Annotated in this window: 21 protein-coding genes; 5 read left to right on the forward strand and 16 right to left on the reverse strand. The window is 61.0% G+C overall.

Annotated features, from left to right (window positions below):
• Positions 1 to 20: 20 nt before the first annotated feature.
• Both V6M87_RS04050 and V6M87_RS04055 read right to left on the reverse strand, forming a co-directional pair.
• A complete protein-coding gene (locus V6M87_RS04050) occupies positions 21 to 596 on the reverse strand; it encodes a TerD family protein (protein ID WP_332848456.1) in 576 nt (191 codons plus the stop codon).
• Positions 597 to 703: 107 nt separating this feature from the next.
• The gene (locus V6M87_RS04055) at positions 704 to 1,777 is read right to left on the reverse strand and encodes a DUF475 domain-containing protein (RefSeq protein WP_332848457.1); all 1,074 of its coding nucleotides are present in this window, start codon (positions 1,775 to 1,777) and stop codon (positions 704 to 706) included.
• Positions 1,778 to 1,902: 125 nt separating this feature from the next.
• On the opposite strand from V6M87_RS04055, the gene V6M87_RS04060 reads away from it, so the two are divergent.
• A complete protein-coding gene (locus V6M87_RS04060; protein ID WP_332848639.1) occupies positions 1,903 to 2,817 on the forward strand; it encodes a LysR family transcriptional regulator in 915 nt (304 codons plus the stop codon).
• Between the two features lie 28 nt (positions 2,818 to 2,845).
• On the forward strand, positions 2,846 to 4,186 hold the full coding sequence (locus V6M87_RS04065) for a hemolysin family protein (protein WP_332848458.1): 1,341 nt from the start codon (positions 2,846 to 2,848) through the stop codon (positions 4,184 to 4,186).
• Here V6M87_RS04065 and V6M87_RS04070 read toward each other — a convergent pair.
• The 6 genes from V6M87_RS04070 to V6M87_RS04095 are packed head-to-tail and all read right to left on the reverse strand — an operon-like array spanning position 4,183 to position 9,269.
• Complete coding sequence (locus tag V6M87_RS04070; protein ID WP_332848459.1) at positions 4,183 to 5,262, reverse strand: AI-2E family transporter; 1,080 nt, start codon at positions 5,260 to 5,262, stop codon at positions 4,183 to 4,185. The two genes, V6M87_RS04065 and V6M87_RS04070, sit on opposite strands and share 4 nt — an antisense overlap.
• A gap of 27 nt (positions 5,263 to 5,289) precedes the next feature.
• On the reverse strand, positions 5,290 to 5,874 hold the full coding sequence (locus V6M87_RS04075) for an SCO family protein (protein WP_332848460.1): 585 nt from the start codon (positions 5,872 to 5,874) through the stop codon (positions 5,290 to 5,292).
• Complete coding sequence (cyoE, locus tag V6M87_RS04080; protein ID WP_332848461.1) at positions 5,874 to 6,773, reverse strand: heme o synthase; 900 nt, start codon at positions 6,771 to 6,773, stop codon at positions 5,874 to 5,876. The genes V6M87_RS04075 and cyoE overlap by 1 nt, the downstream gene beginning before the upstream one ends.
• Positions 6,770 to 7,921, reverse strand: a complete 1,152-nt coding sequence (locus tag V6M87_RS04085) for a COX15/CtaA family protein (protein WP_332848462.1) — start codon at positions 7,919 to 7,921, stop codon at positions 6,770 to 6,772. The genes cyoE and V6M87_RS04085 overlap by 4 nt, the downstream gene beginning before the upstream one ends.
• A gap of 6 nt (positions 7,922 to 7,927) precedes the next feature.
• Positions 7,928 to 8,566, reverse strand: coding sequence for an SCO family protein (locus V6M87_RS04090; protein ID WP_332848463.1), 639 nt, complete (start codon positions 8,564 to 8,566; stop codon positions 7,928 to 7,930).
• Positions 8,529 to 9,269 (reverse strand): SURF1 family protein, encoded by a 741-nt coding sequence (locus V6M87_RS04095; RefSeq protein ID WP_332848464.1) that lies wholly within the window; start codon positions 9,267 to 9,269, stop codon positions 8,529 to 8,531. Before V6M87_RS04095 ends, V6M87_RS04090 begins: the two co-directional genes overlap by 38 nt.
• Positions 9,270 to 9,304: 35 nt before the next feature.
• Here V6M87_RS04095 and V6M87_RS04100 point away from each other — a divergent pair, with 35 nt between their 5' ends.
• Positions 9,305 to 9,505 (forward strand): twin transmembrane helix small protein, encoded by a 201-nt coding sequence (locus V6M87_RS04100; protein ID WP_332848465.1) that lies wholly within the window; start codon positions 9,305 to 9,307, stop codon positions 9,503 to 9,505.
• Between the two features lie 126 nt (positions 9,506 to 9,631).
• Here V6M87_RS04100 and V6M87_RS04105 read toward each other — a convergent pair whose 3' ends face one another.
• The 6 genes from V6M87_RS04105 to V6M87_RS04130 all read right to left on the reverse strand — a co-directional run bounded on the left by V6M87_RS04105 (position 9,632) and on the right by V6M87_RS04130 (position 15,529).
• Complete coding sequence (locus tag V6M87_RS04105) at positions 9,632 to 10,528, reverse strand: cytochrome c oxidase subunit 3 (RefSeq protein WP_332848466.1); 897 nt, start codon at positions 10,526 to 10,528, stop codon at positions 9,632 to 9,634.
• 37 nt (positions 10,529 to 10,565) lie between these two features.
• On the reverse strand, positions 10,566 to 10,775 hold the full coding sequence (locus V6M87_RS04110; protein ID WP_332848467.1) for a DUF2970 domain-containing protein: 210 nt from the start codon (positions 10,773 to 10,775) through the stop codon (positions 10,566 to 10,568).
• Complete coding sequence (locus V6M87_RS04115; RefSeq protein WP_332848468.1) at positions 10,772 to 11,332, reverse strand: cytochrome c oxidase assembly protein; 561 nt, start codon at positions 11,330 to 11,332, stop codon at positions 10,772 to 10,774. The genes V6M87_RS04110 and V6M87_RS04115 overlap by 4 nt, the downstream gene beginning before the upstream one ends.
• Positions 11,333 to 11,441: 109 nt before the next feature.
• Positions 11,442 to 13,064 carry a cytochrome c oxidase subunit I gene (gene ctaD / locus V6M87_RS04120; RefSeq protein ID WP_332848469.1) on the reverse strand — a complete coding sequence of 541 codons (1,623 nt, stop codon included), beginning with the start codon at positions 13,062 to 13,064 and terminating at the stop codon, positions 11,442 to 11,444.
• 30 nt (positions 13,065 to 13,094) lie between these two features.
• Complete coding sequence (coxB, locus tag V6M87_RS04125) at positions 13,095 to 14,279, reverse strand: cytochrome c oxidase subunit II (protein WP_332848470.1); 1,185 nt, start codon at positions 14,277 to 14,279, stop codon at positions 13,095 to 13,097.
• Between the two features lie 359 nt (positions 14,280 to 14,638).
• On the reverse strand, positions 14,639 to 15,529 hold the full coding sequence (locus V6M87_RS04130; protein ID WP_442920551.1) for a methyltransferase domain-containing protein: 891 nt from the start codon (positions 15,527 to 15,529) through the stop codon (positions 14,639 to 14,641).
• 84 nt (positions 15,530 to 15,613) lie between these two features.
• Between V6M87_RS04130 and V6M87_RS04135 the strand changes: the two genes are divergently transcribed.
• Together V6M87_RS04135 and trmL are read left to right on the forward strand one after the other, a co-directional pair.
• Positions 15,614 to 16,360 (forward strand): ComF family protein, encoded by a 747-nt coding sequence (locus tag V6M87_RS04135; protein ID WP_332848472.1) that lies wholly within the window; start codon positions 15,614 to 15,616, stop codon positions 16,358 to 16,360.
• An 18-nt stretch (positions 16,361 to 16,378) separates the two neighbouring features.
• Positions 16,379 to 16,849, forward strand: coding sequence for a tRNA (uridine(34)/cytosine(34)/5-carboxymethylaminomethyluridine(34)-2'-O)-methyltransferase TrmL (gene trmL, locus V6M87_RS04140; protein ID WP_332848473.1), 471 nt, complete (start codon positions 16,379 to 16,381; stop codon positions 16,847 to 16,849).
• Positions 16,850 to 17,018: 169 nt separating this feature from the next.
• On the opposite strand, the gene rfaE2 is transcribed toward trmL, so the two are convergent.
• Positions 17,019 to 17,498 carry a D-glycero-beta-D-manno-heptose 1-phosphate adenylyltransferase gene (gene rfaE2 / locus V6M87_RS04145; protein ID WP_332848474.1) on the reverse strand — a complete coding sequence of 160 codons (480 nt, stop codon included), beginning with the start codon at positions 17,496 to 17,498 and terminating at the stop codon, positions 17,019 to 17,021.
• 7 nt (positions 17,499 to 17,505) lie between these two features.
• Positions 17,506 to 18,705 (reverse strand): PilT/PilU family type 4a pilus ATPase, encoded by a 1,200-nt coding sequence (locus tag V6M87_RS04150; protein WP_332848475.1) that lies wholly within the window; start codon positions 18,703 to 18,705, stop codon positions 17,506 to 17,508.
• Positions 18,706 to 18,823 lie beyond the last annotated feature (118 nt).

Raw genomic sequence — 18,823 nt, forward strand, 5'->3', positions numbered from 1 at the left:
AAAACCGCCGATTTTTTTAATTACACAGCCACGCCGAAACTCTTGGCCAGTGGCCCCAGGCCGCCCTGGAAGCCCTGCCCGATGGCACGGAATTTCCAGTCAGTGCCGTTACGATACACCTCGCCGAACACCATGGCTGCTTCCGTCGAACCGTCTTCCGACAGGTCGTAACGGGCGATTTCGGTGCCGCCGTCGGCGTTGATGCAACGGATGAATGCCTTGCTGACCATGCCGAAGTTCTGGCCGCGCGTTTCGGCGTCGTGAATCGTCACGCCAACCACGATCTTGTCGATATCGGCTGGCACGCTCGACAGGTCGATGGTGACGGTTTCGTCATCGCCTTCACCGGCGCCGGTCAGGTTATCGCCCGAGTGAACGATCGAACCGTCAGCGGACTTCAGGTTATTGTAGAAAATGAAGTCGGCGTCGGAACGCACTTTGCCGGTGGTATTGAGCAGGAACACTGCGCCGTCCAGGTCAAAGCCGGCGCCGTCGGTGGCGCGGGTATCCCAGCCAAGACCGATGGTCATTTTTTTCAGGCCCGGAGCTTCTTTCGAGAGGTTGACGTTGCCGCCTTTTTGCAGACTGATAGCCATAATGTGTGACTCCTAATAGTTAGAACATCTGAACACCGAGGGGTGACACACGCGGCAGGCTGGTGTTCTCGGGCCCGCCGCGGATCTTGCAAACTCATTGCAACTGCTTATGCTTCTTTCACCAGGCTGGTACTGCCATTCACTTCCAGTGCTGCCTGTTCCTTCCTGTGCTTGAGCGAAGACCACAGTGCGGCAAAGATGAAGGCCACACCAATGAGGCCGGTGAACAATTCAGGTACATGGAACTTCATGCTCGCCAACATGATCACTGCCAGGATACCGATCGCATAATGGGCGCCGTGCTCCAGGTAGATATACTCGTCCAGCGTGCCCTTGCGGACCAGATACACCGTCATCGAGCGAACAAACATGGCGCCGATGGCCAGGCCCAGCATGATGATAACCACATCGTTGGTGATGGCAAACGCACCGATCACACCATCGAAGCTGAACGACGCATCGAGCACTTCGAGGTACAGGAAGGCGCCGATACCACCTTTTTTGACCATGTCACCGACATTGCTCCCCGACTCTTCTTCCTTTTCGAGGAAGCTGCTGATGGCGTCGACACCGACGTAGATCAGAATGCCCCACAAACCGGCGATCAGCACGATCATTTTTTGCGCTTCGGTGACCAAATTCAAACTGGCCATCAAGGTACCCAGGGCAATCATCACCGAGATCGACGACACTTTGCCGAGCGAGCCGAGCTTCTTCTCGAAGTTGCCGAGCCAATGCAGTTCTTTTTCGTCATCCAGCAGGAAGTTCAGGAACACCAGCAGCAGGAACATGCCGCCAAACGCCGCCACTTCCGCGTGGTGCGCCGTCAGGTGCGCCGAATACTGCTTCGGATCGGTCAGTGCAAGGTTCCACACTTCCATCAGGCCCAGGTCGGCTGCAGCAGCCACGATGACCAGCGGGAACAGCAAACGCATACCGAACACGGCGATGATGATACCGACGCCGAGGAACAGCTTTTGCCAGAACGGATCCCAGGTTTTCAGGACTGATGCATTCACGACAGCGTTATCGAACGACAACGATACTTCCATGATGCCGAGGATGGCTGCCACGCCGAGCGCGGTGACCATGCCCGCCACGCCGCCATGGGAGTAACCCCAGTAGCCCGCAGCGGCCATGCACAGCGCCGTGACGATGAAGGAAACGCGGAAATGTTTCATATCTTGTTTTCCCTTAATAAACTGTGATGTATTTCGACTGAGCTGCAGTGTAGGTGTTGCCAGACCATAAGAAAAGCGAAGATAATAAGATGAACACTTCCGAAAAACAGAACCTTCCACATGTCATGAAAACCACCGGCCTGAATTTCCGCCATCTGTATTACTTCTGGGTGGTCGCCAAGGAAGGCGGCGTTACCCGTGCGGCCGAGCGGCTGGGACTGGCCGTCCAGACGGTCGGCACCCAGTTGCAACTGTTGGAACAGGCGATCGGCAAGACCCTGTTCAACCAGCAGGGCCGGCGCATGGTGCTGACCGAAGCAGGCCGCACGGCCCTGTCCTACGCCGACCAGATTTTTCTGTTGGGCCAGCAGCTGGAAGAAGCGCTGGATGAAGGCGACAGCGGGCGCATTCGCCTGGCGGTGGGCATTTCCGATTCGCTGCCCAAGCTGACTGCCTACCGGCTGCTGGAGTCGGCGCTTGCGCTCAAGACCAAGGTGCGGCTGGTGTGCCACGAAAATGAATTCGATGCGCTGCTGGCCGAACTGGCCCTGCACAAGCTCGATATCGTGCTGACCGACCGCAACGTGCGCACCACCTTGCGCGTGTTCAGCCATTTGCTGTTCGACAGCGAGACCATGGTGGTCGGCACCGCCGTGCTGGCGGCCCGCTATGCCGGCGGTTTCCCGGACAATCTGAACGGCGCGCCGTTCTTGCTGCCGACACGCAATAATGCCTTGCGCGGACGTATCGATGAGTGGTTCGAACTGCACCACGTGCGGCCGGACGTGGTGGGCGAATTCGAGGACAACGCACTCCTGAACACCTTCGGGCGGCGCGGCCTGGGCCTGTTCTTTGCGCCGTCGGCGCTGGCCGAGGAGTTGTCGGAGCAGTTCGGCGCCGTACTGGTGGGGCCGGTGCCGCAGGTGCGCGAGCAGGTCTACGCCATCTCGAATGAACGCAAAATCAAGCATCCGGCGGTGGAAGCGATCCTGGCCGCCGTCAATCCAGGGACACTCGGCGCAACGCGACCGGTACAATAACCCTTCGTCTTTTATATAAGCGTTCTCAATGACTAATGTATTGCTCGTCGTTCTCGCCCTGTTCCTGGTCGCGCTGAACGGCTTCTTCGTGGCAGCCGAATTCGGCATCGTTACCCTGCGCAAGACCCGCATCCGGGCAATTGCGAAAACCTCCGGACTGCGCGGCAAAATCCTGGCCAAGGTGCACGGCCAGCTCGACGCCTATTTGTCCGCCTGCCAGCTGGGTATCACGCTGGCCTCGCTGGGCCTGGGCTGGGTCGGCGAACCAGCCTTCGCCGCATTGCTGGAACCGCTGTTCGGCTACGTCGGCGTCACGTCCGAGAAAATCATTCACACCGTCTCGTTTATCTTTGCCTTCGGCGTGATCTCCTTCCTGCACATCGTGGTGGGCGAACTGGCCCCGAAAACGCTGGCGATCCGCATGCCGGAAGCGATCGGCCTGTGGTGCGCCATTCCGCTGTATGGTTTTTACTGGGCCATGTACCCCGCCATTTGGGTGCTCAACGGCAGCGCGTCGCTGGTGCTGCGCATGGCCGGCCTGTCCGGCGCCGGCGGCCATGACTCGCATTACTCCACCGACGAACTGAAACTGATCTTGCGCACCAGCCAGCCGGGCGAAAAATTTACCCGCGACGAGCGCCACATCCTGGCCCAGTCGCTCGACTTCGGCAAAATGACCGTCGCTGACCTGATGCGGCCGATTAACGAGGTCATTGCGCTGTACGAAAACCGCTCGGTCCAGGACAACCTGGAAACCGTGCGCCGCAACCGTTTATCGCGCTATCCGTATTTCGATGCGAATGGCGAAGATGTGCTGGGCGTGATTCACCTGAAAGACCTGTTTTTGGCGCAGCAATCGGGCAAGGCCATCACGGATTTGGCCGATTACCTGCGCCCGGTGGAAGTGATTTCGGCGCGCACGCCGGCGCCGGATATCTTCCGCCGCTTTAAAACCGGCGCGCCGCATTTTGCGATGATCGGCGAAAAGGGCAAACGCCCGGTCGGTTTTATCACCCTCGATAATTTGCTGGGCGCGATGGTCGGCGAAATTCGCGACGAATTCCGTCTGAACGAAAACGACTGGCTGACCCAGCCCGATGGCACGTTGATCGGCAAGGCCAGCCTGCCGATTTTCTCGCTGGAGCGGGCGCTCGGGATCGACATCGAAAATGAAGAGATGGGCCTCGATGAAGTCGAATCCGTTGGCGGCTTGCTGATGGTGAAGCTGGGCGATATTCCGACGCAGGGCCAGCGAATCGCGTTTTCACGCTTCGATGTGGTCGTCAAAAAAATGAACGGGCCGCGCATTGTGCTGGTTAAAGTGATTCCGCAGCTGGAGCGGGCCCTGGATGCCGACGAGCTCGATTAATCCAGGTTGCTGGCCCGGTCCGACGGCAAGGCAATTTCGTCGCCGCCGCCCGTCCATTCACTGAGCAGCGAATAGCCAACCGCCAGCAGCGTCGGGCCGATGAAGATCCCGACGAAGCCGAACGCCAGCACCCCGCCCAGCACGCCCAGCAAGGTGAGCAAAAACGGCAGCGAACTGCCGCGGCTGATCAGCATCGGTTTCACGACATTGTCGACACCGCTGATCAGGACGGTGCCCCAGATCACCATGAAAATGCCCCAGCCATTCTCGCCATGGCTGAACAGCCACAGCGCCGCCCCGCCCCACACCAGCGGGGGGCCGACCGGCACCAGCGACAGCACGAACACCATCACCGACAACAGCGGCACGGCCGGCACACCGGCAATCACAAAGCCGACCGCGGCCACCAGCGCCTGGGCCAGTGCGGTACCCAGCAAGCCGTACATGACGCCTCGCACGGTCTGGCTGACGGTGCGCAGGATGTGCGGCCCGGTCTCGCCCATGACGCGCCCCATGACCACCGTGATGGCGCGCAGCAGCGTCATGCCGTCGCGATAGAAAAAGAACGCGACAAACGCTGCCAGCGCCATCTGCGCAATACCGGTGCCGAGTACCATGCCGCTGATGGCCAGGTAGTGGCGCCCGGGTTCGAGCAGGCGCCGGCCCAGCGCCATCATCTGCTCACGGCTGCCAATCAGTTCTCGCAGATAATCGTCGACCTGGATGCCGACCATGGGGATATTCCGGATCCAGGCGGGCGGCGCCACCTCGCCGCTATCGATCACGCTGCGCAACTGGTCGAACAGGCGCGCGATGTTCTCGCCCAGGTGATAGCCGACCAGTGCGATGGGGATCAGCACCAGCAGGGTCAGGGTGAGGGTCATGGTCGACGCTGCCAGCGTGCGGCGCTGCTGCATGCGGCCCAGCAAGCGCTGGTACATCGGCCAGGACGAAATGACGACGCAGGCGGCAAACAGGATCGCGGACATGAACGGCGCCATCACAAACAGGCAGCCGAAGGTCAGGAGCGTGATGGCCGCAATGCGGGCGACGTTTTTACCGTTGGTGGGGGCCATCTGATCCTGGGATTCGCGTGAGCAATCTCAGGATAATAACTGACGCAGGTCCGGAACGATGGCGGCTGCCCCTTTGCCGTGGCGCAGGAACAGGCGCAGCTTGCCGTTGCGGTCGAACACGTAACTGCCGGCCGTGTGGTCCATCGAGTAGCTGCCTGGCGTGGAACCCGGCACTTTCGCGTAGAACACCTTGAACTCTTTGCCCACCTTCGCGGTCGCGGCGGCGTCGCCGTACAGGCCGAGGAAAGTCGGATTGAATGCCGGGACATATTGCGCCAGCAATTCGCGCGTATCGCGCTCCGGGTCGACCGTGACGAACAGCACTTGCACGTCCTTGCCGGCGGGACCGAGCTCTTTGACCACGTTGGCCATCTCGGCCATCGTGGTGGGGCACACATCCGGACACTGGGTGTAGCCGAAGAACATGACCACCACTTTGCCCTTGAAATCGGCCAGCGTGCGCGGCTTGCCGTTGTGGTCAGTCAGCGCAAAATCGCGCGCGTAGTCCACCCCGGTCATGTCGGTATTCTGAAATGAGGGCGGACGGGTGTTGATCTTGTCACAGCCGGCCAGCAGCAAGGTGAAAGCCAGGAAAGCCAGCAGTTTTTTCATCAGAGGGTGTAATAAAAGTAGTGGTCAACCAGCAAGGCGGCGAACAGCAGCGACAGGTATACGATCGAGTAGGTGAACGCCTTGCGTGCGATCAGGTCGCTGTAATGCTTGTGCACGCGCCAGCTGTGGCGCAGGAAAAAGAAATTCAGGACAACGGCAGCGGCCAGGTAGATCAGCCCGCTCATTTGCACGATGAACGGCAGCAGCGTCGTCGCCGCCAGCGCGATGGCGTACAGCCACACTTGCAGCCCGGTGTAGGCCATGCCGTGGGTGACCGGCAGCATTGGCAGGCCCGAGCGGATGTAATCGTCGCGCCGGTACATGGCCAGCGCCCAGAAATGCGGCGGCGTCCAGACAAAAATGATCATCACCAGCAACCAGGCCTGCATCGGGACGTCGTTGGCCACTGCCGCCCAACCCAGCGCCGGCGGCATCGCGCCGGACAAGCCGCCGATGACGATGTTCTGCGGCGTGGCCGGTTTCAGGATCATCGTGTAGATCACGGCGTAGCCGACAAAGGTGACAAAGGTCAGCCACATGGTCAGCGGATTGACCAGCGTGTACAGCACCAGCATGCCCAGGCCGCCGATCACGGCGGAAAACAGCAGGGTTTGCGGGCGTGTCAATTCGCCCATGGCCGTGGCGCGGCGCGCGGTGCGCGCCATGCGCGCATCGATTTCGGCTTCGACCAGGCAATTCACGGCGAATGCGGCGCCGGACAACAGCCAGATGCCAACCGTGCCGGCAATCAAGACTTGCCAGCCCGGGAAGCCGTCGGTGGCCAAAAACATGCCGATCACAGCGCAAAACACCGCCAACTGCGTCACGCGCGGCTTGGTCAGCGCCCAGTACTGGGCAATGCGATTCGGAGGCTTTTGAACGACGGTCTGGGTGCTCATGGGTGCGGGCTCGCTGGCGATAGTTGTGCAGACGCGATGGGTTGCGCGGGCACAGGCGATGCCGCTTCGATCTGGTACAGGGAGCGATAGTTTAACATGGTCACCAGCAACACCAGCAGCGCGGCCCCGGCGTTATGCAGGACGGCCAGTGTCAGCGGGAAGCTGAAATAGACGGTGGCGATGCCGGTGCAGGCCTGCAGCGCCAGCACGATGGCGATGCTGCGGGACAGCGGACGCAGCCGTGGATTGGTGCGCGCACGCCACGCGGCATAGCCCAATACCAGCACCAGGACGACCGCGAAATTGCGGTGGACCCAGTGAATCGCCGTCAAGGCCGACATGGGAATGTAGTGGCCGGCGGCGGTTTTGCCGAGTTCGCGCCAGAGCGTAAAGCCGTGTTCAAAGTCCATCTCCGGCAGATAGGTGCCGTTGCAGGTCGGAAAATCGCTGCATGCCAGCGTCGCATAGTTGGTGCTTACCCACCCGCCCAGCGCGATCTGCAGCGCCAGTGTGGCGGCGGCCAGCAGGTAGGGCCAACGCGGCGCCCTCTGCTTGACGATCCGGCCACCCGCCTGGTACAGGTCCTGGCGGCAACCGAGCCAGGTTACCATCGCCAGCAAACCCATGCCCAGCAGCAGGTGGATGGTGACAATCACTGGCTGCAATTTCAAGGTCACGGTCCAGGCGCCGAACGCACCCTGGACCAGGACGAAGACGAACAACAGCGTCGGCAGGCCGGGGGCATAGGTCGGCAAGTGCGTCTTCTTCCAGTGGCGCCAGGCCTGCACCATCAGCGACACCAGCAGCACGCCGATGCCCATCGCCAGGTAGCGGTGCACCATTTCGATCCAGGCCTTGGCCACCGTCACCGGACCGGTCGGCATGGCGGCCTGGGCGGCCGACACTTGTTCATGGGCCAGGAAGGGGTTGGCCATGCCGTAGCAGCCAGGCCAGTCGGGGCAACCGAGGCCGGAATCGGTCAGGCGCGTAAAGCCGCCAAAGACGATCAGGTCAAACGTCAAAAACGCCGTGATCCAGACCAGTTTGCGGTATTTATTGGCGTCAGTGGACATCCACACCAGGGTCAAGGGCAAGGTGGCGGCGATCAGGCCGGTCAGAAGCAAGAGTGCGAGGTGCGAGAAGGTCATGAAGCGTTATCCGATGGCCGAAGCTTTGAGAAGCTTGGCGATATCTTTCTTGATTTTGGCGTAGTGCGCCAGTTTATCGGTTTCCGGCATGGTTGCCGGGACCGCAGGGAAACGCATCATCAGGTGGCCGAGCGGATCGACCAGCCAGATGGCGCCGTCGAGCGGCGCCTCGGGCGCGACCGGCAGCCAGGCCGCGACCTGGGTTCTATTTGCGCGCAGCATCTGCATGCCGTCCAGTTCGCGGATCAATACCGTTTCCAGCGGTTCCTGGTCAGTAATCAGCCAGACCCGTTCGATCCGGTCCATCTCTTTGCCCTGCATGCTGCGCAACTGGCGCATAGCATACATCTGCTCGATGCAAGTCGTGTCGCAGGTGCTGCCGCCGACTTTCAGCATCAGCCATTTGCCCTTGAAATCGGCCAGCGTGACCGGGCGGCCGTCGAGCGTGGTGGTCGACAAGGGCGGAATCGGGTGCGCGGCCGGGTCGATCAGATAGCCGTAGTTGGTGCGGGTTTGCGGCTTGATGACGTAATAGGTGAAGTAGGAGGCGATCAGGGGCGACGCGCAGACCAGCAAGACCAGCAGCAGTTTCCAGCGGCCGCGCGTTTTATTCGGGAGAGGGGTTAAGCTTGTGGTTTGGGTCACGTCGGAATCCTGTGAATACAAAAAAGAGAACGGCCATGGTGGCCAGCGCGTACCACTGGAAAGCGTAGCCGCGGTGCTTGTCGACGCCGGTTGCCGGCGATGGCCAGTCGCGCACCAGCGTGTCGCGCGCTGCTTGCGGCCGTGTTTGTTGAATGAAAAATGGCAGCAGCGGCAAATTGCTGGCCCGGGCCACGTCGGCCACGGAGACGTTCTGCACCATCGCATTCGGCGTCAGCGGCGGCGCGGTTCCCAGCTGCATTACGTGTCCCAGGTCGAGCCGCATGACGCCTTCCAGCGTTATTGCGCCGGCCGGCGTCTGGTACAGCGGCAGCTGGCCGACTGCACCTGCTGCCCTCGGCAACCAGCCGCGCGCGACCAGCACGTACTGGTCAGCGCCCTCTATTTTAAACGGCATCACCAGATAGTAGCCGGCGCGGCTCTGGTAGGGACGGTTATCGAGGAAAACCGCAAAGCCCGGCACGAACTGGCCGCGCACGCTGACGCGACGAAATTCCTGTGGCACGTCGCTGGTGCCGCCCGTGAGGACCAGCGGCGCCTGCCTGGCGCGTTCGGTCAACTGGACCTGCAAGCCGGTTTTTTGGGCAGCACGCCGTTCCTGCCAGTTGCCCAGTGCGATGCCGAGCACCACGACCAGGATCGTGGCGATGCATGGAATCAGTCTAAAACGAAAGCGCAGACGCATTACAATGAACCCTCTTCCTGCACACGGACGCCGCCATGAAAATCTTCATCGCCATCGCCTTTATTCTGATTATCGGCAGCCTGGGTTCGGCGCTGTTTTTCGTCATGCGCGACAAGGGCCGCACCAACCGCGCCGTGAATGCGCTGGCGATGCGGGTAGGCTTGTCGGTGACGCTGTTTTTGCTGCTGCTCGGCGCGTATGAAATGGGGTGGATCGCGCCGACGGGGTTGCGCTGAGCAGCCCTGCTACGTCATTCCCGCGCAGGCGGGAACCTATACCATGCTCGAACTATAGCGGCTAACGCATAAGTGGTATGGATCCCGGCCTGCGCCGGGATGACGTATCAAAGGTAGCAGGTAAAGTTAGAGCCAGTAAATCACCACATACAAGCCCAGCCACACCACGTCCACGAAGTGCCAGTACCACGCAGCGCCTTCAAAGCCAAAATGGTGGTCCGCCGTAAAGTGCCCGCGCAGCACGCGGTACAGCATCACCGACAGCATGATCGCGCCCACGGTCACGTGGAATCCATGGAACCCGGTCAGCAGAAAGAACGTCGAACCGTAGATGCCCGAGGTGAGCTTGAGGTTCAGCTCGCTGTACGCATGCATGTACTCGTAAGCCTGGAAGCCCATGAAGGTCGCGCCCAGCAGGATGGTGGCGAACAGCCAGATGGCGGTTTTGGCGCGATGCCCGGCGCGCAGCGCGTGGTGGGCAATCGTCAAGGTCACGCCCGACGTCAGCAACAACGCGGTATTGATGGTCGGGATCGGAAACGGCCCCATGGTCTGGAACGGTTCGACCACGCCGGCCGGCCCGGTGTTACCCCAGTGGCCGTTATAGTCGGGCCAGAGGAATTTGTGGTCCAGGTCGGACAACCACGGCATGGAAATCTGGCGCGCATAAAACAGCGCCCCAAAAAAAGCCGCGAAGAACATGACTTCCGAGAAAATGAACCAGCTCATCGACCAGCGGAACGAGTAATCGATGCGCTGGCTGTACTGCCCAGCTTCCGATTCGCCGATGGCATCGCCGAACCAGAAATACAAGGTAAGCAACATGGCGGCGATGCCGCACAGGTTCAGCGCCGGTCCCCACGCCGCGCCATTCACCCAGCCCGACGCGCCAAACATCGTGGCCAGCATCGATACGCCCGCCAGCAGCGGCCATTTCGAGGGCCCGGGCACGAAGTAATACGGGGCGACGATGGTTTTCAAATCCGTGGGCAGATCTGCCGGCAGGCCGCGTGACACGTTCATGTTGTTCTCCTGAGTCAGTCTTTGCTGTTGAATGCTTTTACTGTGCTACTGCGAATTTGACCAGCATGACCAGCACACCGATAAAAATCGCTACGCCGACCACTGCCGCGACGATCACGTGGACGGGATTCAAATTGGCCACGTCATGCGCATGATCGCGCCCTTTGCGCACGCCGAAAAACGACCAGAATACCGCCTTCATGGTGGCGCCGAAGGACGCTTTTCGCTGCTGTGGCTGCTCGCTCATTGCAGCGCCACTTTGTCGGTGCCGGCAATTTCAAAAAACGTGTACGAGAGCGTGATCTGGCTGACCTGGCGGGGAATCTTCGGATCGATGAAGAATACCACCGGCATCTGGCGCGCCTCGTTCGGTTTCAGGGTCTGCTGTTTGAAACAGAAACAGTCGACCTTTTTAAAATACGGCATCGCCGACTGCGGCGCGTAGCTGGGAATGGCCTGCGCCTGCACCGTGCGCGCCTGGGTATTGACCACTTCATACATCACCACAGCCATTTCACCCGGGTGAACCGTCACGCTGTTTGTGGTCGGGCGAAAGCGCCAGGGGCCTTGCGCATTGCCGTCCAGGTCGACGGTAATGGAGCGGGTGGTATCGACTTGAGAATTGACCGGCCGCTCAACGGTGCCATCCTTTTGCGTCAGGACGTTGATGCCAAGAACTTCGCAAATTTGGCGGTACACGGGAATGAGGGCATAACTGAAACCGACCATCACGATGACGATCACCACCAGCTTGGTGAACGTGCTGCGATTGAGGCGCAAGCGCCCGGACTGTTCGGTGGCCATGTCAGCTCAGCCAGATGCGTTTCACGAACACGCTGAGAAAGAAGAACAGCGCCAGCGCCCCGATGATCAGGGCCAGGCGCAGATTCTTCGGATTTTTTGGCGCGGTCATTTATTTGACCAGTGGCGGCGTTTCGAAGGTGTGGAACGGCGCCGGGCTCGGCACGGTCCACTCCAGTCCTTCGGCTCCATCCCACGGTTTTGCTTCGGCCTTGACGCCGCCGCGAATCGTCGGAATCACGACGAACAGCAGGAAATACACCTGCGACAGGCCGAAGCCAAAGGCGCCGATGGTGGCGATCATATTGAAATCGGTGAACTGCGCGTTGTAATCGGCATAGCGGCGCGGCATGCCGGCCAGGCCCAGGAAGTGCATCGGGAAGAAGGTGATATTAAAGGTGATCAGCGAGGCCCAGAAGTGGAATTTGCCGCGCCCTTCCGGGTACATATGACCGGTCCATTTCGGCGACCAGTAATAGAAACCGGCGAACAGGGCGAACAGGGAACCGGCCACCAGCACGTAATGGAAGTGGGCCACCACATAATAAGTGTCCTGCAGCTGGATATCGACCGGCGTCACGGCCAGGATCAGGCCGGTAAAACCGCCCATCGTGAACACGAAAATGAACCCCACCGCGAACAGCATCGGGGTTTCGAAGGTCATCGACCCCTTCCACATGGTGGCGACCCAGTTGAACACTTTCACGCCGGTCGGCACGGCGATCAGCATGGTCGCGTACATGAAGAACAGCTGGCTGGTGACCGGCATGCCGGTGGTGAACATGTGGTGGGCCCAGACGATGAACGACAGGATCGCAATCGACGCGGTGGCGTACACCATCGACGCGTAGCCGAACAGCGGCTTTCTGGCGAACGCCGGCAGGATCTGCGAGACGATGCCGAACGCCGGCAAGATCATGATGTAGACCTCGGGGTGGCCGAAGAACCAGAAGATGTGCTGGTACATGACCGGGTCGCCGCCGCCAGCCGCATTGAAGAAGGAGGTGCCGAAGTGACGGTCGGTCAGCGTCATGGTGATGGCGCCGGCCAACACCGGCATCACGGCGATCAGCAAATACGCAGTGATCAGCCAGGTCCAGCAGAACATCGGCATTTTCATCAAGGTCATGCCGGGCGCGCGCATATTGAGGATGGTGACGATGATGTTGATCGAGCCCATAATGGACGAAGCGCCCATCAGGTGCAGGGCGAAAATCGCCATATCCATGCCCGGGCCCATCTGGGTGGACAGGGGCGCGTACAGCGTCCAGCCGGCGGCGGTGGCGCCGCCCGGCACAAAAAACGACGTGGCCAGCAGCAGCGCGGCCGGCGGCAGCAGCCAGAAACTGAAATTGTTCATGCGCGCAAAGGCCATGTCGGACGCGCCCACCTGCAGCGGGATCATCCAGTTGGCGAAGCCGACAAAGGCCGGCATGATGGCGCCGAACACCATCACCACGCCGTGCATGGTGGTGAGCTGGTTGAAGAATTCGGGACGGAAAAATTGCAGGCCGGGCTGGAACAGCTCGGAGCGGATCATCAGCGCCAGCACGCCGCCGGAAAGCAGCATGGTGAACGCGAACCACAGGTACAGCGTGCCGATATCCTTGTGGTTGGTGGCGAACAGCCAGCGCTGGTAGCCGTGCGGCTGATGGTGCGCATGATCGTGGTCATGCGCGTCATGGTGGGCGTGGTCGTCGTGGCCAGCAGCTTGATCAAGTGTACGAGTGCTCATGGCAGTTCTCTCTCAATGTTACTTATTGGCTTACTTACGGGCCACCAGGATTTCAGCAGGTTGGACAATATTCTCTGCCGGTTTGTTCGACCACATATTGCGGGTATAGGTGATGACGGACGCGATGTCGCTGTCGGACAATTGCTTCCACGCCGGCATGGCGGTCTGGTACTTGCCGCTGTGCTTGCCGTTCAGGAGTACATCGACCTGGCCGGCCTTGGCGCCCAACACGACCGGCGACTCGACCAGGCTGGCGAACACGTTCGGCATGCCCTGGCCATTGGCCTGGTGGCAAGCCACGCAGTTGGCGGCGTAGACTTTTTCGCCCTTGGTTTTCAGTTCGTCGATGGTCCAGGTTTTATTCGGATCATCGGCCAGCGCGGCCATGCGCGCTTTTTCCTTGCCGACCCAGGCGGTATAGTCAGCGGGTGTCACCACGCGTACGACGATCGGCATGAAGGCGTGGTCCTTGCCGCACAGCTCGACACAACTGCCGCGGTAGACGCCCACTTTCTCGGCGCGGAACCAGGTGTCGCGCACGAAACCGGGAATCGCATCCTGTTTCACGGCAAAGGCGGGCACGGTCCAGGAGTGGATCACGTCGTTGGCGGTGAGCACGATGCGCACCTTCTGGTTGACCGGCACGACCACTTCATTGTCGACTTCCAGCAAATACGTGTCGCTGCGCTTTTCGGTCGGCGCGACCCCTGGTGAGCCCACTTGCGAACGCGGCGTGGACAGGTTCGACAGGAAGGAAATGCCTTCGCCCTCGCCTTTCAGATAATCGTAGCCCCACTTCCACTGCATGCCAGTGGCCTTGATGGTGATGTCGGCGTTCGACGTGTCCTTCATGGCAATGACGGTTTTGGTGGCCGGCAGCGCCATCACGATGACGATCAGGAAGGGCACGATGGTCCAGGCGATTTCGACCGTGGTCGATTCGTGGAAAGTGGCGGGCTTGTGGCCGCGCGAGCGGCGGTGCGCGAACACCGAGTAAAACATGACGCCGAACACGGCGAGGAAGATGGCGACGCAGACCACCATCATCCAGGTATGCAGGGCATAGATTTCGTGGCCGATGCCGGTCACGGGTGTTTGCAGGTTCAGCTGGTACTGGACCGGGCGGCCCATTACTTCATCCGCCGCCAGTGCCGGGATACCGGCGCAGGCCGCCATTGCGTACAGCGAGGCGTAAAGCCGCTTTGCATATGTCATGTTTTCCCCAACCACCCAAAAATAGAAAATTTTCAAACGGTCAGCAATTCCATGAACGAACTGCCGCCGCTCCGAAACCTGCCAGGCCCATCAAACCGTCCGGAGCACGGTTCGACGTTGACTTGCGGTTGCTGCAATCGGGAGGGGAAGGGACGCTGCTTCATTCCGATTCGTGCTGAATCGAATTAGCGTTTTACATCCACAGCCGACAAAGAATAGTCTTTGATTATACTCAAACTGTTAACTTGATACTAAAAGAATGATGCTGACGCAACATTATTTTTGAACCGAAACAGTGCGCCAAGAGCGTAGCACCTCTACCCCGGCATGGCGAGCGTTTGCACCGTTTTGGCCGCCCGTCAGGGTTTCCGTGGCTGAAAACGCACGATCGCCTCGCCCGCCGCTGTCACGCGCGGCGCAGGCCGGAACGCGTGGCCGTAGATGACTTCAAAAGTCAGTCCCAGTTTGCCGTCCGGCCGACGCTGGGCTTCAAGCGCCGCCAGCATGCGGGCCCAGGCAGCGCGCCCGATCAGGCCGCGCCGGCGCGTGGCCAGCGGGTTGCCACCCAGCGCGCGCACATCGGCCAGCAGGGCAGCGGTCGTGTCGTAGGTCACCGTGATGCGCTCCATGTCCATCACGGGCGTCGAAAAACCGGCTTCGACCAACTGATCGCCGAAATCGTGCATGTCGACGAACGGCAGCACGTGGGCGCTGTCGTCCAGCGCCCCGAACGCGGCGCGCAATTCCTTGAAGGTATCGGGGCCAAAATTGGAAAACATCAGCAAGCCATCCAGGCGCAGCACCCGTCTCCACTCGGCAAAGACCAGGTCCGGCTGGGGATGCCAGTGCAAGGCAAGGTTCGACCAGACCAGATCGACCGCGTTGGGTGTGAGCGGCAAGTTGCCGAAGTCGGCGCAGGCCAGGTCGATGCCGGTCTTGGCGGGCAACAAGCGGCTGAGCATCTGGTTCAGCGCACCCGGTGCCGGCAGCGCGGCGCGCGCCCCGACCAGCGCGCCGGGAGCGGCATCGAGGCCGACGATTTGCGCGGCCGGGTAGAAGCGCTGCAGTGCGACCAGGTCGGCGCCGCTGCCACAGCCGGCGTCCAGCACGCGTGCCGGCGCAAGTTTTACCAGCAGCAAGCGCTCCATCATGCGCGCGGCAATTTCACGGCGCAGGAAGCTGGCGGCGGCGCTGCTGGCGGGGTCGGCGAACAGCGCGCGCACGCGCACGAGGTCGATCGGCGCGCTCATTTTTGAAGACGGTAGGGTTGAAGCCATGGTCAAAACTGCGTGAATGAGATAATGGCGGCAGTGTACAGGTTTTGGAGAGCCATCTTGGATAGCCAGGGACTTTGGCAGTGGCCGCAGCGTGCCTCGCGCGCGCTGTTGACGGCGGTGGCCGATGTGCTGCTGCCCTCCTCGTGCGCGCTGTGCGCCGGTCCTTGCAAGGGCGTGTTGTGCGCGCCGTGCCGCAGCCAGTACACGCTTGCGCGGCGACGCTGCCTCCAGTGCGCCAATCCGCTGGCGGCGCACGAACCGGTGGTGCGCTGCGGCGCCTGCATCAAGGCCACGCCGGGGTACGACGCGACGGTGGCCGCGGTCGATTACGCGGCGCCGTTCGATGCGCTGGTGTTGCAACTGAAATTTGGCGCGCAACTGGCGCTGGCGCCGATGTGCGCGCAGCTGGTGCGCGACGCCATGCTGGGCCGCGCCGGCCTCGATTTGCCGGATGTCTTGTGTCCGGTGCCGCTGGGACCGCGCCGCCTGGTGGAGCGTGGCTTCAACCAGGCGCTGGAAATTGCCCGGCCGCTGGCGCGGGCGCTGGGGGTGCCGCTGGACCCACGCCTGCTGGCGCGCCCCGTGGACACGCCGGCGCAATCGACCATGACGCCGGCCGCGCGCCGTGATAATGTGCGGCGCGCCTTTGTCGCCTGTGGCGATGTCGAGGGCAAGCACGTCGGCGTGGTCGACGACGTGATGACCAGCGGGCAGACACTGCATGCCGTGGCGCGCACATTGAAGCGCGCCGGGGCGGCGCGAGTGACGAACCTGGTGTTCGCACGCACGCCGCCGCACGATTGATTAATGAAGGAGCAAGCCTTGTTTCACGTTGTCCTGTTTGAACCGGAAATCCCGCCGAATACCGGCAATATCATCCGTCTGTGCGCCAATACCGGCGCCCAGCTGCACCTGATCGAGCCGCTCGGTTTCCCCCTCGACGACGCCAAGATGCGCCGCGCCGGGCTCGATTACCACGACTACGCAACCATGCAGGTGCACAAAAACTGGGACGCATTCATCGAGGCGGCGCAGCCCGACCGGGCGCGCATGTTTGCCATGACGACGCATGGGTCGGCGCCGTTTGCCAATGTCAAGTTCCAGGATGGCGATGTGTTCGTGTTCGGGCCGGAGTCGCGCGGGTTGCCGGTCGATCTGCGCGAGTCGTTTCCGCCGGCACAGCGCATTCGTTTGCCGATGCGTGAGGGGAACCGGAGTCTGAATTTGTCGAATACGGTGGCGGTGGTGGTGTACGAGGCGTGGCGGCAGAATGGGTATGTGGGCGGAACTTGATACACCCATCTCGCCAATTAGTGCCAACGTCATCCCGACGAAAGTCGGGACCCATACTGATTCACCGGCTGGTGCAGCCTCAATGTCGCGATAACAGCACGCTCGGCATGCACCCCGGCCTGCGCCGGGGCGACGGTTTTTCGTGTCGTGGCTAGAGAATTGTCTGCGTTCAGCTGCCTGCCCTGACCTTTGTCAACAACTTCGTCGTCGACCGGTCATGCTCGAAATCGATCGCGATCGCCTGCCCCCCATACGCCAGCACGGCCTGTCCTTCCGGAATGGCCGTCATGTCGTAATCGCCGCCCTTGGCATAAATGCCCGGGCGCGCTTCCTGCACCACTTCGAGCGCGGTGTCTTCATCGAATGCCACCACCAGGGCGACGGACTCGAGCGCCGCGATCACGGCCATGCGGTCATCGCACGTATTCAAGGGCCGGTCATCCCCCTTGCCCAGGCGTTTCACGGACGCGTCGGTATTCACCGCCACCACCAGCGACGCTCCCAGCGCGCGCGCCTGCGCGAGGTAGGTCACGTGCCCACGGTGCAGGATGTCGAATACGCCATTGGTCAGCACGACTGGCTGCGGCAAGGCGGCCACGCGGGCGGCCAGCGCGAGCCGGGAACACATCTTCGTTTCAAAATCGGTCACGTCATTCCTATATCTTGTTGGGCATCTTGGCACTGTCGTCTTCTTCCGGCTCGGCTTCCAGCGCCATCGACAGGTCGGCGGGCTTGCCGCGCGTGTCGCCCGGCTCGCGGCGCTCACCGCGCAGTTTGATTTGCAGGCGCAGGCCGTTGGCCGAGTCGGCATTGCGGATCGCCTCATCGTAACCGATTTGCCCCTTGTTATAGAGCTCGTAGAGCGCCTGGTCAAAGGTGCACATGCCCAGTTCGCGCGACTTGTGCATGATTTCCTTGATCCCCTGGAAATTCCCTTTCAGGATCATCTCGCCGATCGTCGCTGTATTGAGGAGGATTTCGATGGCTGCTTTCCGGCCCTTGCCGTCTTCGGTGCGCACCAGGCGCTGCGAGACGATGGCGCGCAGGTTCGACGACAAGTCCATCAGCAACTGGCCTTTGCGCTCTTCGGGGAAGAAGTTGATGATCCGGTCCATGGTCTGGTTCGAATTGTTCGCGTGCAGCGTGCCGAGGCACAGGTGGCCGGTTTCGGCAAACGCGATCGCGTGCTCCATCGTTTCCGTATCGCGAATTTCACCGATCAGAATCACATCCGGCGCCTGGCGCAGCGTGTTTTTCAGGGCGTTATGCCAGGACAAGGTGTCGACGCCCACTTCGCGGTGCGTGATCAGGCAACCCTTGTTTTTATGGACGTATTCAACCGGGTCTTCCACCGTGATGATATGCCCGGCCGAGTTGGCGTTACGGTAATCGATCATCGCCGCCAGCGTGGTCGACTTGCCCGAACCCGTGCCGCCCACCACCAGCACCAGCCCGCGCTTGGTCATGATGACTTCTTTCAAAATATCGGGCAGCTCGAGTTTCTCGAAGTTCGGGATTTCCGAGGCGATGGTGCGCACGACCATCGAGACGGATTGCTGCTGCACGTAGACATTCACGCGGAAGCGGCACACGTTCGGCAGTGAAATGGCGAAGTTACACTCCATCTCTGCCTCGAATTCATTACGCTGGCGCTCGTTCATCAGCGACATGGCCAGCGCGCGCGTGACGTCGCCGGTCAATTTTTGCTGGCTCAGCGCCTTCATCGCCCCCTGATGTTTCATACTCGGAGGAAAGTCTGCCGACACGAACAAGTCGGAGCCCCCCTGGTGATGCATCACGGTCAGCAGCTTGTGGATATATGCCTGGGCTTCGGCCGGACCAAAGGTAGTCGACATGGTGGTCTTTCTGGTGTGGTAATGTTCAATGGCAAAATATAGTGTGGGTCATGCGATAACGGCAGTAACGCTAAAATAAGGCATCACCAGTTGACTCAACGATCATTCATCCCGCAGC

Source organism: Massilia sp. S19_KUP03_FR1, assembly GCF_036688685.1.
In the GTDB taxonomy this organism is placed as follows: domain Bacteria; phylum Pseudomonadota; class Gammaproteobacteria; order Burkholderiales; family Burkholderiaceae_D; genus JALYUM01.

Excerpts from the sequence above, each read along its gene's own strand:
- V6M87_RS04050 (WP_332848456.1), bottom strand. The coding sequence starts at position 596 with ATGGCTATCAGTCTGCAAAAAGGCGGCAACGTCAACCTCTCGAAAGAA.
- V6M87_RS04055 (WP_332848457.1), bottom strand. The coding sequence starts at position 1,777 with ATGAAACATTTCCGCGTTTCCTTCATCGTCACGGCGCTGTGCATGGCC.
- V6M87_RS04060 (WP_332848639.1), top strand. The coding sequence starts at position 1,903 with ATGAAAACCACCGGCCTGAATTTCCGCCATCTGTATTACTTCTGGGTG.
- V6M87_RS04065 (WP_332848458.1), top strand. The coding sequence starts at position 2,846 with ATGACTAATGTATTGCTCGTCGTTCTCGCCCTGTTCCTGGTCGCGCTG.
- V6M87_RS04070 (WP_332848459.1), bottom strand. The coding sequence starts at position 5,262 with ATGGCCCCCACCAACGGTAAAAACGTCGCCCGCATTGCGGCCATCACG.
- V6M87_RS04075 (WP_332848460.1), bottom strand. The coding sequence starts at position 5,874 with ATGAAAAAACTGCTGGCTTTCCTGGCTTTCACCTTGCTGCTGGCCGGC.
- cyoE (WP_332848461.1), bottom strand. The coding sequence starts at position 6,773 with ATGAGCACCCAGACCGTCGTTCAAAAGCCTCCGAATCGCATTGCCCAG.
- V6M87_RS04085 (WP_332848462.1), bottom strand. The coding sequence starts at position 7,921 with ATGACCTTCTCGCACCTCGCACTCTTGCTTCTGACCGGCCTGATCGCC.
- V6M87_RS04095 (WP_332848464.1), bottom strand. The coding sequence starts at position 9,269 with ATGCGTCTGCGCTTTCGTTTTAGACTGATTCCATGCATCGCCACGATC.
- V6M87_RS04100 (WP_332848465.1), top strand. The coding sequence starts at position 9,305 with ATGAAAATCTTCATCGCCATCGCCTTTATTCTGATTATCGGCAGCCTG.
- V6M87_RS04105 (WP_332848466.1), bottom strand. The coding sequence starts at position 10,528 with ATGAACGTGTCACGCGGCCTGCCGGCAGATCTGCCCACGGATTTGAAA.
- V6M87_RS04110 (WP_332848467.1), bottom strand. The coding sequence starts at position 10,775 with ATGAGCGAGCAGCCACAGCAGCGAAAAGCGTCCTTCGGCGCCACCATG.
- V6M87_RS04115 (WP_332848468.1), bottom strand. The coding sequence starts at position 11,332 with ATGGCCACCGAACAGTCCGGGCGCTTGCGCCTCAATCGCAGCACGTTC.
- ctaD (WP_332848469.1), bottom strand. The coding sequence starts at position 13,064 with ATGAGCACTCGTACACTTGATCAAGCTGCTGGCCACGACGACCACGCC.
- coxB (WP_332848470.1), bottom strand. The coding sequence starts at position 14,279 with ATGACATATGCAAAGCGGCTTTACGCCTCGCTGTACGCAATGGCGGCC.
- V6M87_RS04130 (WP_442920551.1), bottom strand. The coding sequence starts at position 15,529 with ATGAGCGCGCCGATCGACCTCGTGCGCGTGCGCGCGCTGTTCGCCGAC.
- V6M87_RS04150 (WP_332848475.1), bottom strand. The coding sequence starts at position 18,705 with ATGTCGACTACCTTTGGTCCGGCCGAAGCCCAGGCATATATCCACAAG.